The organism is Aequorivita vladivostokensis (assembly GCF_000952855.1).
Classification (GTDB): domain Bacteria; phylum Bacteroidota; class Bacteroidia; order Flavobacteriales; family Flavobacteriaceae; genus Aequorivita; species Aequorivita vladivostokensis.
The window spans coordinates 203,721-218,773 of record NZ_JSVU01000005.1 but is presented as its reverse complement, the minus strand read 5'-3'; the positions used below and the strand labels follow the sequence as shown (position 1 = coordinate 218,773).

Annotated in this window: 18 protein-coding genes; 10 read left to right on the top strand and 8 right to left on the bottom strand. The window is 40.6% G+C overall.

Features of this window, described 5'->3' with window-relative positions; translation table 11 throughout:
* The first annotated feature begins 2 nt into the window (after positions 1 to 2).
* From MB09_RS09935 to MB09_RS09905, 7 genes are all read left to right on the top strand, one after another.
* The gene (locus MB09_RS09935; RefSeq protein WP_045080737.1) at positions 3 to 1,202 is read left to right on the top strand and encodes an NADH:ubiquinone reductase (Na(+)-transporting) subunit B; all 1,200 of its coding nucleotides are present in this window, start codon (positions 3 to 5) and stop codon (positions 1,200 to 1,202) included.
* A 2-nt stretch (positions 1,203 to 1,204) separates the two neighbouring features.
* A complete protein-coding gene (locus MB09_RS09930) occupies positions 1,205 to 1,954 on the top strand; it encodes a Na(+)-translocating NADH-quinone reductase subunit C (RefSeq protein ID WP_045080736.1) in 750 nt (249 codons plus the stop codon).
* 3 nt (positions 1,955 to 1,957) lie between these two features.
* Positions 1,958 to 2,602 carry an NADH:ubiquinone reductase (Na(+)-transporting) subunit D gene (locus tag MB09_RS09925; RefSeq protein WP_045080735.1) on the top strand — a complete coding sequence of 215 codons (645 nt, stop codon included), beginning with the start codon at positions 1,958 to 1,960 and terminating at the stop codon, positions 2,600 to 2,602.
* 74 nt (positions 2,603 to 2,676) lie between these two features.
* Positions 2,677 to 3,417 carry an NADH:ubiquinone reductase (Na(+)-transporting) subunit E gene (nqrE, locus tag MB09_RS09920; RefSeq protein WP_045080734.1) on the top strand — a complete coding sequence of 247 codons (741 nt, stop codon included), beginning with the start codon at positions 2,677 to 2,679 and terminating at the stop codon, positions 3,415 to 3,417.
* Position 3,418: 1 nt separating this feature from the next.
* The gene (gene nqrF, locus MB09_RS09915) at positions 3,419 to 4,729 is read left to right on the top strand and encodes an NADH:ubiquinone reductase (Na(+)-transporting) subunit F (RefSeq protein ID WP_045080733.1); all 1,311 of its coding nucleotides are present in this window, start codon (positions 3,419 to 3,421) and stop codon (positions 4,727 to 4,729) included.
* Between the two features lie 112 nt (positions 4,730 to 4,841).
* On the top strand, positions 4,842 to 5,204 hold the full coding sequence (locus MB09_RS09910) for a hypothetical protein (protein ID WP_045080732.1): 363 nt from the start codon (positions 4,842 to 4,844) through the stop codon (positions 5,202 to 5,204).
* On the top strand, positions 5,201 to 6,208 hold the full coding sequence (locus tag MB09_RS09905) for an FAD:protein FMN transferase (protein ID WP_045080731.1): 1,008 nt from the start codon (positions 5,201 to 5,203) through the stop codon (positions 6,206 to 6,208). Before MB09_RS09910 ends, MB09_RS09905 begins: the two co-directional genes overlap by 4 nt.
* Here MB09_RS09905 and MB09_RS09900 read toward each other — a convergent pair.
* The 7 genes from MB09_RS09900 to MB09_RS09870 form a co-directional block, all read right to left on the bottom strand.
* Positions 6,197 to 6,961, bottom strand: a complete 765-nt coding sequence (locus tag MB09_RS09900) for a class I SAM-dependent methyltransferase (protein WP_045080730.1) — start codon at positions 6,959 to 6,961, stop codon at positions 6,197 to 6,199. The two genes, MB09_RS09905 and MB09_RS09900, sit on opposite strands and share 12 nt — an antisense overlap.
* A 46-nt stretch (positions 6,962 to 7,007) precedes the next feature.
* Positions 7,008 to 7,382 (bottom strand): GxxExxY protein, encoded by a 375-nt coding sequence (locus tag MB09_RS09895; RefSeq protein WP_045080729.1) that lies wholly within the window; start codon positions 7,380 to 7,382, stop codon positions 7,008 to 7,010.
* A gap of 50 nt (positions 7,383 to 7,432) precedes the next feature.
* A complete protein-coding gene (gene map, locus MB09_RS09890; RefSeq protein WP_045080728.1) occupies positions 7,433 to 8,239 on the bottom strand; it encodes a type I methionyl aminopeptidase in 807 nt (268 codons plus the stop codon).
* Between the two features lie 4 nt (positions 8,240 to 8,243).
* Positions 8,244 to 8,651: a BT0820 family HAD-type phosphatase gene (locus tag MB09_RS09885; RefSeq protein ID WP_045080727.1), complete on the bottom strand. Its 408-nt coding sequence runs from the start codon at positions 8,649 to 8,651 to the stop codon at positions 8,244 to 8,246.
* 51 nt (positions 8,652 to 8,702) lie between these two features.
* Entirely contained in the window at positions 8,703 to 9,293 is a 591-nt protein-coding gene (locus MB09_RS09880) for a thioredoxin family protein (protein ID WP_045080726.1), read from the bottom strand.
* A 4-nt stretch (positions 9,294 to 9,297) separates the two neighbouring features.
* A complete protein-coding gene (gene gpmI / locus MB09_RS09875) occupies positions 9,298 to 10,815 on the bottom strand; it encodes a 2,3-bisphosphoglycerate-independent phosphoglycerate mutase (protein WP_045080725.1) in 1,518 nt (505 codons plus the stop codon).
* Positions 10,816 to 10,933: 118 nt separating this feature from the next.
* Positions 10,934 to 11,680: a M15 family metallopeptidase gene (locus tag MB09_RS09870; RefSeq protein WP_045080724.1), complete on the bottom strand. Its 747-nt coding sequence runs from the start codon at positions 11,678 to 11,680 to the stop codon at positions 10,934 to 10,936.
* 36 nt (positions 11,681 to 11,716) lie between these two features.
* Here MB09_RS09870 and MB09_RS09865 point away from each other — a divergent pair, with 36 nt between their 5' ends.
* On the top strand, positions 11,717 to 12,151 hold the full coding sequence (locus MB09_RS09865) for a GNAT family N-acetyltransferase (protein ID WP_045080723.1): 435 nt from the start codon (positions 11,717 to 11,719) through the stop codon (positions 12,149 to 12,151).
* 666 nt (positions 12,152 to 12,817) lie between these two features.
* Here the strand turns inward: MB09_RS09865 and pepE are convergent.
* Positions 12,818 to 13,522, bottom strand: coding sequence for a dipeptidase PepE (gene pepE, locus MB09_RS09860; protein WP_045080722.1), 705 nt, complete (start codon positions 13,520 to 13,522; stop codon positions 12,818 to 12,820).
* Between the two features lie 88 nt (positions 13,523 to 13,610).
* Here pepE and MB09_RS09855 point away from each other — a divergent pair, with 88 nt between their 5' ends.
* Positions 13,611 to 14,429, top strand: a complete 819-nt coding sequence (locus tag MB09_RS09855) for a carboxypeptidase-like regulatory domain-containing protein (RefSeq protein ID WP_045080721.1) — start codon at positions 13,611 to 13,613, stop codon at positions 14,427 to 14,429.
* Positions 14,430 to 14,541: 112 nt separating this feature from the next.
* The gene (locus tag MB09_RS09850) at positions 14,542 to 15,045 is read left to right on the top strand and encodes a DUF6702 family protein (RefSeq protein ID WP_045080720.1); all 504 of its coding nucleotides are present in this window, start codon (positions 14,542 to 14,544) and stop codon (positions 15,043 to 15,045) included.
* The last annotated feature ends 8 nt before the right edge of the window (positions 15,046 to 15,053 follow it).

Genomic DNA, 15,053 nt, shown 5'->3' with positions numbered 1-15,053 from the left:
CTATGGGATTGAAACAGAATTTACATAAGCTAAAGGAAAAGTACAAGGGAACCAAGATGGCCCCCGCGTTCAACGCACTGCATACCTTTTTGTACACTCCAAATGAAACTACGCATTCCGGGTCACACGTTCGCGCGGCAGACGATTTAAAGCGTACCATGAATACTGTGATTATGGCGCTTATCCCTTGTTTGATTTTTGGGATATTCAACGCCGGTTATCAACATTATGCGGCAATTGACAATACATTGCGACTGGATCCCTTGGGCAATTTCTTTACTTGGGATAATTTTATCTTGGGAGCATGGACGGTATTGCCTTTGGTAATCGTTTCCTATGTAGTGGGTCTTGGAGTGGAATTCATTTTCGCAATTATAAAAGGTCACGAAGTAGAAGAGGGATATTTGGTTACGGGAATGCTCGTGCCACTTATTGTTCCCATTGATATTCCGCTGTGGATGCTTGCCGTTGCTGTAATTTTCGGGGTTGTGATCGGGAAGGAAGTTTTCGGTGGAACGGGAATGAACATCCTAAACCCTGCGCTTACCATCCGTGCCTTTTTATTCTTCGCTTATCCTACTTGGATGAGTGGCGATAAAGTATGGGTACACGGGGCAAAGGAAATGGCCGGCCAGCCAGATGCCATCTCAGGAGAAACAATTTTAGGAAGCTTGGCTCAAAACCACGAGCCGGTCTATAGTATGTGGGATAGCTTTTGGGGCTTTATTCCCGGATCTGTGGGTGAAACCTCGACTTTTCTAATTCTTATTGGGGCATTGTTTTTAATTTTCACCAAAATAGGAAGTTGGAGAATCATGCTTTCTGCCGTGCTGGGTGCATTGGCTATGGGGCTTATTTTTAATGGTGTTGTGGACGCAGGATGGATTAAGGATGGCAGCAGCTTTTACGGGCTGATGAGTGAGACCTTCTGGCATCACCTTATAATCGGTGGATTGGCATTCGGTATTGTATATATGGCGACTGACCCTGTAACGGCTTCACAAACTAATAAAGGCAAATGGATCTATGGTTTTCTAATAGGTTTTATTTCGGTATTGATACGCGTATTCAACCCAGCATATCCAGAAGGGGTAATGCTTGCAATATTGTTGTTGAACGTGTTTGCGCCTACTATAGACCATTATGTGGTAAGAGGAAATATTAAGAAGAGAATGAAACGTTTAAAAGCTAAAACAGCGTAATCATGGCAAAGTACACAGATAAAAACTCATACACCATAATCTTTTCAGTGATCATGGTTGTGGTAGTGGGATCGCTTTTGGCCGGTGTTGCTCAAGGATTAAAGAGTAAGATAACCCTTAATGAGCGTTTTGAGAAAATGCAAAACATTCTTTACGCTATGGGGATAAATGATAATGAAGGCGATGGCGATATCAACTTTATTTCCACCGATAGAGTGGAAGAGGTATTTGCCAAAAATATTAAGAAGCAGTTGGTAATCCAGGGAGATGAAGTAACCGAAAATCCCGAAGCTTATTTGATTGATATCAAAAAAGAGGAAACCATGGCGAAAGACCCAAATTACCAACGCAGATTGCCACTTTTTGTTGGCGAGAAAGATGGTGAAACTCTTTATATAATACCAATGCGGGGAAAAGGTCTATGGGACGCCATTTGGGGTTTTGTAGCAGTTGATAAATCATTGGTGGTAAGGGGCGTCTTTTTTGACCACGCAGGAGAAACTCCAGGACTTGGCGCGGAGATTAAACAGCGCTACTTTATGGACGATTTCAAAGGTGAAAACATTATGGATGGAGACGCCTTTAAAGGAATTACCGTGGCAAAAGGTAATAACGACCCCGTTAACGAAAACAAAACAGATAATAAGGTTGATGCCATTGCGGGAGCTACCATCACAGGAGATGGTGTAACCGCTATGATAAAAAAGGACGTGAGAATGTACTTGCCTTACCTAAAATCATTAAATCAATAAATTATGGGATTGCTATCAAAAAAAGACAGTAAGTTAATTCTAGACCCATTGGCAGACAATAACCCTATAACCATTCAGGTATTGGGAATTTGTTCGGCACTGGCCATTACCGCTCAATTAAAGGCCTCTATTGTTATGGCCATCTCGGTAATTTTTGTTTTGGGAATTGGTAACGTGGTTATTTCCCTTATGCGAAATATTATTCCCTCGAAGATCCGTATTATCGTTCAGCTTGTTGTAGTTGCTGCCTTGGTAATTATCGTAGATCAGGTATTAAAGGCTTTTGCCTATGAACTAAGTAAGGAATTATCGGTCTTCATCGGATTAATTATTACCAACTGTATCATTATGGGACGTTTCGAGGCTTTTGCTTTGGGCAACGGTCCTTGGCGCTCCTTTTTGGACGGGATAGGTAATGCCGCGGGATATGGGATAATTCTTATAATTGTTGGATTTTTTAGAGAGTTGCTTGGCTCAGGTACACTTTTGGGCTTTAAAGTGCTCGGTGATCCTATTTCCAAAACGGGCTTATATGCAATAGGCTATGAAAATAACGGATTTATGCTCCTGTCGCCAATGGCTTTGATTGTAATTGGTATCATTATATGGGTCCAGCGCTCCAGAAATAAAGCATTAATAGAAGAATAACAAACTTGGCGGTAGCTGATAGAGGCAGTGGGATTCTGCCACAAACAGCAACTGTAAATTGAATACTCAAAAAAATGGAACATATAGAGTTATTTTTTAAATCGATATTTATAGACAATATGGTATTCGCAACCTTCCTCGGAATGTGCTCATATCTTGCGGTGTCTAAAAAAGTATCAACGGCTGTAGGATTAGGAGCTGCGGTTATATTCGTACTTGCGGTTACCGTGCCTATTAACTGGTTGCTGGACCAATATTTATTGCGAGATGGTGCTTTAGCTTGGTTGGGTGAGGAATATGCTTCCTACGACCTAGGGTTCCTCTCGTTCATTCTCTTTATTGCAACCATTGCCACAATGGTTCAATTGGTTGAAATAGTGGTTGAGAAATTTTCACCTTCCCTATATAACTCATTGGGTATATTTCTTCCGCTTATTGCCGTGAACTGTGCTATTTTAGGAGGTTCCTTGTTTATGCAATCCAGAGAGATTCCTACTTTGGGATTGGCATTAAATTACGGAATCAGTTCGGGTATCGGATGGTTCTTGGCTATTTTGGCAATCGCTGCGATTCGCGAAAAAATACGTTATTCAAACGTTCCGGCCCCTTTAAGAGGTTTAGGGATTACCTTTATAATTACAGGTCTTATGGCAATTGGCTTTATGAGCTTTGGAGGAATGTTGACAGGGGGCGACGAGGATACTTCATCATTGGAGGGACAACCGGAAAATATAGGAATACATTCAGAAGATATTCAAAAGGAAAATACAGATGCCGCTCAAACGGTGGAAGTTTCAACTATAACGGAGCAATAGTATGTTTTTAGCAGTAAGTACACTTGGAGTTATTTTGGTAACGGTTATTGCCTTTCTGGTGCTAACCTTGCTATTGGTTGCATTATTACTTTTTACCAAACAGAAGCTTTCGCCATCTGGGCCAGTAAAAATTACGATTAATGATGAAAAGGTAATTGAAGTAGAAAGCGGTGGCACGCTACTATCAACCCTGGGCGGAGAGAAGATATTCTTGCCATCTGCCTGTGGTGGGGGCGGAACCTGCATACAATGTGAATGTCACGTGCTTTCGGGCGGTGGCGAAGCATTGCCCACGGAAACCCCGCACTTTACCAGAAAGGAATTAAAGGAAGGCGCACGACTTTCCTGTCAAGTGAAGGTGAAGCAGGATATGAATATCCGCATTCCCGAAGAGGTTTTCGGTATAAAGAAATGGGATGCTACGGTAGTTCGAAATTACAATGTTGCTTCCTTTATTAAGGAATTTGTGGTTGAAATCCCTGAGGATATGAATTACAAAGCTGGTGGTTATATTCAAATCGAAATTCCCCCCTGCGAGGTGAAGTTTGAAGATATGGACATTACGGCGCACCCAGAGGAGCACGATAGACCCGATAAGTTTCAGGATGAGTGGGACAAGTTTAAACTTTGGCCATTAGTAATGAAGAACACCGAAACCGTGGAAAGAGCATATTCCATGGCCTCATATCCTGCGGAAGGACGCGAAATCATGCTTAACGTGCGTATTGCCACTCCACCCTTCGATCGTGCAAAAGGTGGATGGATGGCAGTTAATCCTGGAATTGCTTCCTCCTATATATTTAATTGTAAGAAGGGGGATAAGGTAATTATTTCTGGGCCTTACGGTGAATTTTTCATTAATGAGTCTGAAGCCGAAATGCTTTATGTAGGCGGAGGAGCAGGAATGGCGCCTATGCGTTCGCACCTGTACCATCTGTTCAAAACTCTTAAAACGGGGCGGAAGGTTACTTATTGGTATGGAGGACGTTCTAAAAGAGAGCTTTTCTATCTAGATCACTTTAAGGAATTGGAGAATGAATTTCCAAATTTCAAATTCTACCTTGCGCTCTCTGAGCCGATGGAGGAAGATAACTGGAAGGTAAAAAAGGATATCCACGACGAATCAGGTGATGGCTTCGTAGGTTTTATTCATCAAGTTGTAATTGATAACTATTTAAATCATCACGATGCTCCGGAGGATATTGAATTGTATTTCTGTGGTCCACCATTGATGAACCAAGCAGTTCAGAAAATGGGCGAGGACTTCGGTATACCCGATGAGAATATTCGCTTTGATGATTTTGGAGGATAATTAAGGTCCCATAGATATATTTTGTAAAACCGTTTCTAATTTTAGAAACGGTTTTTTTATGCTTTGGAAGTAGAAATAATAAGTTCAAATATTCGTAATTTTGAAATCACTTATGAGCGAAAAACTTAGCAAACAGGAACTCCACCACCTCGCAATGAATATTGTGGGGAAACAATTGGAAGATGAAGGCTATGAATTTTTGGGAGTCAATTCAAAATTGAAAAGAGACCCGCAATTTGTGGCCTTAAAGAATAAGGAGCTACATTTTATAATTGTCCGTGCCATCACTTATCCACAGGATGCCCACGCCTACGACCCTGTTTTTATGCAGACTATTAAGGAACACGCGGCCAAGTTTGAGGCCAAAACCTATTATGCAGGTGTGGGTTTAGGCCACGGTACCAATTATGGAAAGCCAGTGATTAAGGGGGAGGATTATACTATGGTCTATAAAGGCTTACAAGAAATACTATGAAAAAATTACTTCTAATACCTGTTTTATTTCTTTTTGTTTTTTGCGAAAATAGCGAAAGCACACACCGCTTTATTCAAGGTGAAGCGTTTGGGACCACCTATAATATTCAGCTTTATTCCGAAAAGGATATTGATTTTAAAAAAGGATTGGATTCGGTGATTGCCGCCGTAAACCATTCCGTGAGCACCTATATTCCCGAAAGCGATATTTCCAAAGTAAACCAAGGCGATTCCACCGTGGTTGTGGATTCCATTTTTAAGGAAGTTTTTGAAATTTCTAAAGAAGTAAACACCAAAACAAACGGCTATTTTGACCCGACAATCGGGGTTTTGCGCAACGCTTACGGTTTTGGCGATGTGAAACCATTGAAGGAAATTGACAGCACCACATTGGATTCCTTGATGAAATATGTGGGTTTCCATAAAGTAAAAATTAACAGCGACGGAACCGTTTCAAAAGCATATCCGCAAATCTATTTCGACTTTAATGCAGTGGCAAAAGGCTTCGGGATTGATTGCCTTGGCCGTTATTTGGAATCTAAGGGCGTTACCGATTATTTAATTGAATTGGGAGGCGAGATTCTTACAAAAGGCGAAAACCTTGATAAAAACCAAAAATGGGTCGTGGGTATTGAAGCCGTAGATTCTGAACTTGAAGACCGAAGCTATGAAGCTACGGTTACATTGAAAAATGAAGGGATGGCATCCTCGGGCAATTACCGCAAATTCAGGATTGATTCCCTTACGGGGAAAAAATACGTCCATACATTAAATCCATTGACTGGTTCTGCAGAAATGAGCGATATAACCAGCTCTACCGTCATTGCCCCCACTTGCGCCCTGGCCGATGCCTATGCCACTTCGTTTATGGCATTGGGTTTGGAAAAATCAAAAACATTGCTGAAAAATCTCCCGAATGTGGAAGCGTATTTAACCTTCAATGATTCCCTGAACAACCATCAGGTTTTTATGACCGAGGGTTTCAGAAAACGTTTAGGAAACTAATTTTTTGCCTACAGGAATTAACTCACCTTTTGGTAATCTGTATTTTTCAATTTCCTCGGAAGAGAGGTTTTGGGTGTAATCTACCGCCTCAACTTTAAAGCCGATACTTTCAAGCTTGGTAAAATAATCCATCCCATACACCCGAACGTGATCGTACTGCCCGAAAATCCTGGCGCGCTCTTTTGGGTCGGTAATGCTATCGTCCTCAAATGTTTTTTCCAAATCTGATTTATAGGGAACTTGAAGAATTGCCGTGCCGCCGGGTGCAAGGACGCGATAAATTTCCTGCATCGCCTTGGTATCATCCGGAATGTGTTCCAAAACGTGGTTACAGATTATAAAATCGAATTCGTTATCGGGAAAGGGTAAATCACAGATATCAGCTTTCACATCTGCAATGGGTGAATTGAGGTCGGTTGTGGTATAATTTAGGTTTTTCATTTTCCGGAATTTCTTATAAAAAGCCTGCTCGGGTGCAAAGTGGAGCACTTTTATATTTTCAGTAAAAAACCCTGTTTCATTTTGAAGATACAACCAAAACAATCTGTGCCTTTCCAAAGAAAGCGTTCCGGGCGAAAGCACATTTTCACGAACGGTTTCATAACCGTACGGAAGAAACTTTCGGTATGATTTGCCGTCAATAGGGTCGGTGTATTTATTTCCCCTAAGAAAAAATGCAAATATAGGCCTGCCGATAATGCTCAATCGTATAAGCAGCGGACGGGGAATGGTATTTAGGAGTTTTTTGAACAAAAGTTTTGGGTTGTTACACAGAGTTGCACAGAGGTTCCGCGGAGTTTCACTGAGAATTTATAAATCTTTTTAAGCCGTTTTTTAAAAGTATTGTATGAAAGTTGAACATCAGGCCTAAAGGATACTTTCCTAATTTAAGATATGTTAAAACTTGTGCTGTATGCACATCTGTGAAATTTTCTACAGTTTTGATTTCTATAACGACTGAATTTTCAACCAATAAATCAATTCTATATCCGTGATCTAATTTTATGTCTTTATAAATTATAGGCAAGGGTTTTTCTTTTTCAACAATTAATCCCTTCGCTCTCAGTTCAAATAAAAGACATTCCTGATAAGCAGATTCTAATAGACCCGGTCCAAGGTTTCGATGAACCTCTATTGCTGAACCTATTATAATTTCTGTTAATTCGTTGTTCATTTCTCCGCGAATCTCTGTGTTTCTCAGCGTAACTCAGTGTAATAGCATTTTCAGTTTGCTCGGAACTCCTTTTCCTCATCGCTCACAATGCCCAAGGCTTCATACACATAAGCAAATGTAGAAAGCAGTTCGGGTTTTCCGTTTACCAAAGCAATATTGTGCTCAAAGTGTGCGCTGGGCTGTCCATCTTGGGTTACGATGGTCCAGCCATCCTTTAATTGTTTCACTTTGTGGGTTCCCATATTTATCATCGGTTCCAGTGCAATGGTCATTCCCTCAATAAATTTCTTTCCACGACCGCGACGCCCGTAATTTGGCATTTCAGGGTCTTCGTGCATTTTTCTTCCGAGTCCGTGGCCAACAAGTTCACGAACCACGCCATAGCCGTGTGCTTCGCAATAATTTTGAATGGCGAAACCTACATCGCCTACGCGATTGCCAGCTTTAAATTCGCGGATACCGACGTAAAGGGATTCTTTTGTGATTTTCAACAGTTTTTTTATTTCGGCAGCCACTTCGCCTACTTCAAAAGTATAAGCGTGGTCGCCGTAAAAACCGTTTTTTATGGCGCCGCAATCAATAGCCACAATATCGCCTTCCTTTAAAGGAATGTCTGTTGGCAGGCCGTGGACCACAGCCTCATTTACACTGGTAAGCAGCGTTGAAGGACAATCATACAATCCCAAAAAGCCGGGAACGGCATCTTGGCTACGGATGTAGTCTTCCGCCATTTTATTGAGTTGGTTGGTGGTAACACCCGGTTTTACCTCTTTTGCGAGCATTCCCAAAGTACGGGAAACCACCAAGGCGCTTTCGCGCATCAATTCTATTTCTTCTCTTGTTTTTGGAATTATCATAGGGTTATTTTAAAAAGGAAAACAATCCCTTTTTTTGTGTTTTGGGTTTTGCGGGTGCGGGCGCGCCAACCAATTGTTGGTATATTTCGCCCCAACTTTTAAGGCCGCCGATGTTACGATCGTCAATAAAAACGTCCGCATGTATTTTTCGACTGTACGAAGCGTCAAATTCCTCTTCAGGGAAACTTTGGTTTACGGCATAAAAAACAATGCCGTTTTCTTCACAGAATTTTACGGCTTCTTCCAAAGTGCGCCCTTTTCGATAGGTCCATAAAATAAGCCGATGCCCTTCATTCTGCAGTTTTTTCAAAGTATCAAAAGCAAAAATAATGGGTCGGCCAATGCGTGGATATTCATCTTCCACAATGGTTCCGTCAAAATCTACGGCTATGGTGAGGGTTTCTCTAATCATCGTCATTTTTCGAGCCGCAAATTTACAAAGAATTATGCCGTTGCTAAAGTTTTATTCGGCGTAAGCGTGTTTGTATTCCTTGCCGCTTAAAATGGCGAGCATGTCTTTTTCAAGGCTTTCAATAGGGTACTCCACAATTCGGCTCAATTCCTTTCCGTTTTTATAGAAAATTAGCGTCGGAACGTTGGTGATGTTTTTGGCATCCTCAAAACCCTGGGGCGTTGTTTTTTCATCAGAAACGGTAATCAAGGTGAGTTTTGATTCATCAAAATTGGCTTCGTCCAAAATTTTATAAAAATGTGGCGTCTCGCGCTGGCTGTCCTCGCACCAAGTGCCCATAAAAACAGTGATGGTCGCATCTTTTAAAAGCGGTTTCAATTTTTCCAAAGTTTCAGAATCTACTTTGTAATTTTCATAACCCGTGTTGAACCAACTTTTAAAAGCGTCCATTTGGAACCCTTTGCGGTTGGCTTTTCCCAAAAGCATCACGGTATCTTCGTAGGGAACGGTGTCGTTTATTTTTTCTTTGTTGTTTTCTGAAATCATTTCTTTGGAGGTGTTTTCATCCAGTTTGTTTTTTTCTTTGGAAGAATTGCAGGCTACCAAAAGTGTTGCCGAGAGTATTATAAATAGTTTTTTCATAGTATTAAATCAAGGAATTTTGCGTCATTATTTCGGGTTTTTCAATACCCATAATTTTTAGGATTGTCGGGGCGATATCTCCCAAAACACCATTTTTTACCGTTTTAATTTCATCATCCACAATGATGATTGGAACGGGATTGGTAGTATGCGCCGTGTTGGGCAAACCGTCGGCATTTCGCATAGTTTCACTATTGCCGTGGTCTGCTATTATGATTGTGGTGTAATGGCTTTCCAAAGCTTGCTTCACGATTGCCCGGGCACAATTATCCACGGTTTCACAGGCTTTTACGGCGGCTTCAAAAACACCGGTATGGCCAACCATATCTGGGTTTGCGAAATTAAGGCAGATAAATTCAGCAGTCTCTTTTTCAATTTCGGGAAGTATCATATCCCGAAGTTCATAAGCGCTCATTTCGGGTTTTAAATCGTAAGTGGCGACGGTAGGTGAGGGGCAAAGGATTCGTTTTTCACCCTCAAAGGGAATTTCCCTTCCGCCCGAAAAGAAAAAGGTTACGTGCGGGTATTTCTCGGTTTCCGCAATTCGTATTTGCTTCTTTTTATTTCTTTCCAAAACTTCGCCCAAAGTATCGTGCAGGTTTTCCTTATTGTAAACCACGTGGATATTTCCGAAGGAATCGTCATAGTTTGTAAGCGTTACGAAATAGAGGGAAATCGTTTTCATTCCATATCTTTCGTAATCCTTTTGGGTCAAAACCTCGGTGAGCTGTCTACCGCGGTCGGTCCTAAAGTTGAAGAAAATCACCACGTCATCTTTTTCAATGGTTGCAACGGGTTTGCCTTCGGAAGTAGTCATCACGATGGGTTCGATGAATTCATCGGAAATGCCTTCCGCATAACTTTCTTCGATACTTTTTACGGCGTTGGTTGAAGGTTTCCCTATTCCGAAGCGCAGCAAATCGTATGCTTTTTTTACCCGTTCCCAACGCTTATCGCGGTCCATAGCGTAATAGCGGCCAATAATGGAAGCGAGTTTCCCGCCTGTTTTTTCCAAATGGTTTTGTAAGTCAGCAATAAAACCCTTTCCCGAATGTGGGTCCACATCACGGCCATCGGTAAAAGCGTGGACGTACATATCTTTTACACCAAATTCTTGAGCAGCAGATAGCAATCCCTTTAAATGGTCAATGTGCGAATGCACGCCCCCGTTGGAAACAAGGCCTAAAAAATGTACTTTTTTGTTGTGAAAAATTGCGTGATTGAATGCTTTTTCCAGCTCAGGTTCACTTTTCAGTGTTCCGTTTTTCACGGCTATATTTATTTTGGCGAGGTCTTGATAAACGATTCTTCCCGCGCCCAAGTTCATATGTCCCACCTCGCTGTTGCCCATTTGGCCCTCGGGAAGACCCACGTTCATTCCGTGGGTGAGCAATTGTGCGTGCGGATATTTTTTATAAAGCGAATCGATAAAAGGGGTATCGGCCTGTGCGATGGCAGAAACGGCAGGGTCTTGCGTAATGCCCCAACCATCGAGTATCATTAAGAGAACTTTTTTGTTCATGGTGCAAAGATAAGTTTAAATGTTTATGGGTTTAAAAGTTTAGAAGTCGATGAGTTGAGAAGTTTATATATGAGGAAACAAAAATCTTGAATTTTAAAACCTTGAATTTTGAATCAATTTAGGAAAGCAACTTCGGATTAATATCAAAAATATTTTCTTTTACATATTTTGAAACGAAAGCTTCGGAAAAATGTTCATTGCCCATTATTTTTTCTTCGGAAAGCATTTTTTTCACGTCAATCTGCTCTTTATAAACTTTCAGCATTGGGATGGAAACTGGTGCATAGCTGAAATGCCACGGTTCATATTTAAACCCTTTTCGATTGCCGTTGTCGGTATAGACTTCGTAAAAGTCGAATTTCTCCGCATTGTCATTCAACCACATTTTCAGTTTGCAGAAAGGTCCGTTTCCGTGGAAATTTTCGGGCATTAACACATTTGTGGGCCGTGGGGCGTTGGCGTCAATAATGTCGATATCTGTTCCCCAATGGTGGCGCGAAGTACCGGGAATGGTGGAATATTCTATGATTTTTTCAATGGCCTTTTCGGGAGTGAGCCCTTCATTTGTAAAGCGCTTGTATTTTCCCTCAAAAATTTCCTTTTGTCGCTGAAAGCTTCGGTACGCGGAAACCACTTCGATGTTTATATTTTCCTTGGCGGCCGCAGCTTTCATTTTTAAAAATGCTTCCTTGGCGGTTTTGTGCATCTTTGAGGTATAGCTATCGCCCACAATATCCGGGTTGCCTTTTCCGATTAATTGGTTTCGGGTAAATTCTTCTGAAAAATTACGAAAGGAAATTTGCGGAAAAATAGCCAAACCGAGTCCGGCAATGCCTGAAATTTTAATAAATTCGTTGCGCTTCATTGTATGAATTAGTGAAGTTTTAAAAGTACCAATATTTTGAAAGATAACGCCATTTCCATCCGTATTATTGACCCAAAAGAAATTTTCACCATTGTCCCTTTTTTGCAAAAACTTGGAAATAATACGGTTGAAGGACCTGTTATCAAAGAGCGTTTGCAGGAAATGATTCAGCAGAATTACGAATGCCTTGGGATTTTTGACGAAGAAAAACTAATCGGCACTTGTGGTTTGTGGTTCCAAACCCGACACTACGCAGGGAGAAGTCTGGAAATGGATCATGTAATAATTGACGACGCCTACCGAGGTCATGGTGTTGGCAAAATGCTTGTAGAATTTGTAAGCGATTATGCCAAGAAAAAATCCTGCAATTGGGTGGAGCTAAATAGTTATGTGCATAACTTCCCTTCACATAAATTTTTTTATAACCAAGGTTTTGTGGCGAAGGGCTATCATTTTGTGAAGGAACTTTAACTTCAACTTTGCGCAGTCAACAGTCTCTCGATCATTGAGCGCAGCTGAAATGACACTTGGGCCGGCCCACAACTAAGCCTGCAATTCAAACAAAAACCTGTTGGATTTTTAATATTACAAAGCCCATTTCTGACCTCTTTGGCGACAGCAAATGCGCAAATCCTATACTGTCAATATCACTTTAAAAATAATCAACCGTCCCAAATAAGTACTGCTTGGGTAAAACATAAGTTATATTTAGATTTCAATTATAACGTATATAAAGTGTATTTATAGTATATATATAGCGTGTTTAAAGCGTATTTATAGTGTATAATAGTTATATAGACTTCTACTTTAATATAACTCCAAAACGATTGCAACCCTTAAAAAGAATCAGGTAAATAAAAATCCTATTGTTTCTATTATAGCTGACTTCGCTACCCCTAGACCCAACAGTAGGTTAGGGATAATGCTTTTAAATACCAAACTCTTGGAATAGATTTTCTAAAGTGTATAAATGCGGAACACCTAACTAAAAAGATAGATAATAGAAACTCTCAAAGGGTTTAAAATTGTTGAATTGTAACAGAAAGATATAGCAATAAAAAAGTTATCAATCCCAGAGAATAACAATATTACAATCGTAGCCCGTCCTAAGCGTCTACCGTTCAATAATATACAACCTTAATGAAATTTTAGCGAAGTCCCGCTTTTCACCTCATACGGCTCTTTTCCCTGTTCAAAAACGCGGGCTTTCAATTCACCTTTTAACATAATCTCATCGCCTTTTACACGAAGCCAACTGCCCTCGCGCAGCCCGATAACGGGAATTGTGTTTTGGGTATGAAATTCCGCAATACGGGTCTCTCGGGTTTCGCCCATGTGTTTGCTATTTGGATCAGGGTCCAAATAATGCGGGTTGAGGTTGAAGGGAATCACGCCCAAAGTTTTAAAAGAGGGCGGATAAACAATAGGCATATCATTAGTTGTTTGCATGGAAACTCCGCAAATATTGCTGCCCGCGCTGGTGCCCATATACGGTAATCCGTTAAAAATAGCTTCACGAAGCGGTTGCATAATTTCCAAACGGTAGAGCGCACTTACCAAAACAAAGGTATTTCCACCACCTGTAAATGCGCCTTTTGCGTTTTTTAATGCTTCCAATGGATTATCAAAAGTGTGCAATCCAACCAATTTCTTGCCGATTTTGGAAAATGTTTTTGCAGCTTTTTCGGTGTAATCGTCGTGGCTGATGCCGCCGGGACGGGCGTATGGGATAAAGATTACTTCATCGGTATTCTTAAAAAGTTCGGCCATTTCGTCGGTTATATAATCTAGATATTCCCCGCCGTAAACGGTGCTGGTGCTTGCTGTTATTAGGTTTTTCATTATTGTTTATTTTCAGAAATGTAAATTTAACTATTGCATCTGTAAACTTTACCTTTTCGATAACAAAACAAAACCGTACTTTTAGGGAATGACAAAAAAACTACTCCTTCTATTATTAATTCTTGCAGCACCGGCACTCTTTGCGCAGGATATTGACCGCACAAAAGTTTTCGGCAAAGTGCATGTTCCCCAAGGGGAGGATGCCGAGGGCATTTCGGTTTATAATATTTCCTCACAAAAAGGAACTGTGACTGATGCCGATGGAAACTTTGAAATTGATTTGGCGGAAAACGACCGTGTGCAAATAACCGCGCTGCAGTACCAATCTTTTACGGTTATTGTTGATAAAGGAGTCATAACCAGAAAAGTGATGAATATTTTCCTGAATCCTTCCGTAAACCAGTTGGAAGAAGTGGTAGTCCGCCCATACGACCTTTCTGGAAATATAAACGTAGATGTAAAAAAAATCCCCACCTATAACGTTACAAAGGACTGGGACCTGAGTTATAAAAACCTGGAATACGGCTACACCTTTGTGCCTGATGATAAAACTGCTGTTCCGGGGAATGCCGCAGAAGAAGCGCTGCACGGCAACGCACTTAAAAATGGCGCAAATATTCTGGCACTTTTGGGAGGAGTGGCACAATTGCTATTTCCGGAAGGCAAAAAAATAACGTTGGTTGAAAAACAGGAAACCCAAAGCGCAATTAGCAATAACATACAACAGCGATTTAGCAAGGATTTTATTGCGGCAAATTTTGATATTCCAGAAAATAAAGCCGTTGACTTCCTTTTCTATGCCCAAGAAAACGGACTTGACCAAAATTTACTGAAATCTGAAAACGAAATGCAGTTGATGGAATTTCTGTTCAAAAAAAGCAAGGAATATAAAGCGCGCGGTGAGTAAATTTAGAAATAAGACGTCTGAAAAAAGTGTATTTCAAAAACAATCTTCCAAAAAACCTGTAACATTTCAGAAATGAACCGTCTAATGTTCCATTAGTTTGCCCAATTTTTATATGAAGTATTTTAGAATCTTACTTTTATTACTCATCTTTCCGCTTATTTCGGCTACTTCCGCACACAAATTTTATGTGAGTATTACCAAAATTGAATATGTGAAGGAGAAAAAATCACTTCAAATAATCACTAAAATTTTTACCGACGATATTGAGGATGCGTTACAGCATCGCTACGACCCCTCCATTTCGTTGGACACCAAAAAGGAAACCGAAGCTGCCGATGAATATGTGCAGAAATATATTCTTCAAAAGCTAAACATAAAAGTTAACGGAAAACCGGTGCAACTTAATTACATCGGAAAGGAATATGATCTGGATATGCTCGTTGCCTATATTGAAGTTACGAACGTGCCCAATCTAAAATCCATCGAAATTGAAAACAAGGTATTGATGGAAATGTTTCCGGAACAGCAAAATATAATTCACCTAAAAACAACAAATAGCCGAAAAAGTTTGATGCTTGACAAGGACGAATCCAGCGGCAAACTGAAATTTGACTAAATCAACAA

Bases quoted from the DNA above. Each gene is read 5' to 3' on its own strand.
- MB09_RS09935 (WP_045080737.1), top strand. From the start codon at position 3: ATGGGATTGAAACAGAATTTACATAAGCTAAAGGAAAAGTACAAGGGA.
- MB09_RS09930 (WP_045080736.1), top strand. From the start codon at position 1,205: ATGGCAAAGTACACAGATAAAAACTCATACACCATAATCTTTTCAGTG.
- MB09_RS09925 (WP_045080735.1), top strand. From the start codon at position 1,958: ATGGGATTGCTATCAAAAAAAGACAGTAAGTTAATTCTAGACCCATTG.
- nqrE (WP_045080734.1), top strand. From the start codon at position 2,677: ATGGAACATATAGAGTTATTTTTTAAATCGATATTTATAGACAATATG.
- nqrF (WP_045080733.1), top strand. From the start codon at position 3,419: ATGTTTTTAGCAGTAAGTACACTTGGAGTTATTTTGGTAACGGTTATT.
- MB09_RS09910 (WP_045080732.1), top strand. From the start codon at position 4,842: ATGAGCGAAAAACTTAGCAAACAGGAACTCCACCACCTCGCAATGAAT.
- MB09_RS09905 (WP_045080731.1), top strand. From the start codon at position 5,201: ATGAAAAAATTACTTCTAATACCTGTTTTATTTCTTTTTGTTTTTTGC.
- MB09_RS09895 (WP_045080729.1), bottom strand. From the start codon at position 7,382: ATGAACAACGAATTAACAGAAATTATAATAGGTTCAGCAATAGAGGTT.
- map (WP_045080728.1), bottom strand. From the start codon at position 8,239: ATGATAATTCCAAAAACAAGAGAAGAAATAGAATTGATGCGCGAAAGC.
- MB09_RS09885 (WP_045080727.1), bottom strand. From the start codon at position 8,651: ATGATTAGAGAAACCCTCACCATAGCCGTAGATTTTGACGGAACCATT.
- MB09_RS09880 (WP_045080726.1), bottom strand. From the start codon at position 9,293: ATGAAAAAACTATTTATAATACTCTCGGCAACACTTTTGGTAGCCTGC.
- gpmI (WP_045080725.1), bottom strand. From the start codon at position 10,815: ATGAACAAAAAAGTTCTCTTAATGATACTCGATGGTTGGGGCATTACG.
- MB09_RS09870 (WP_045080724.1), bottom strand. From the start codon at position 11,680: ATGAAGCGCAACGAATTTATTAAAATTTCAGGCATTGCCGGACTCGGT.
- pepE (WP_045080722.1), bottom strand. From the start codon at position 13,522: ATGAAAAACCTAATAACAGCAAGCACCAGCACCGTTTACGGCGGGGAA.
- MB09_RS09855 (WP_045080721.1), top strand. From the start codon at position 13,611: ATGACAAAAAAACTACTCCTTCTATTATTAATTCTTGCAGCACCGGCA.
- MB09_RS09850 (WP_045080720.1), top strand. From the start codon at position 14,542: ATGAAGTATTTTAGAATCTTACTTTTATTACTCATCTTTCCGCTTATT.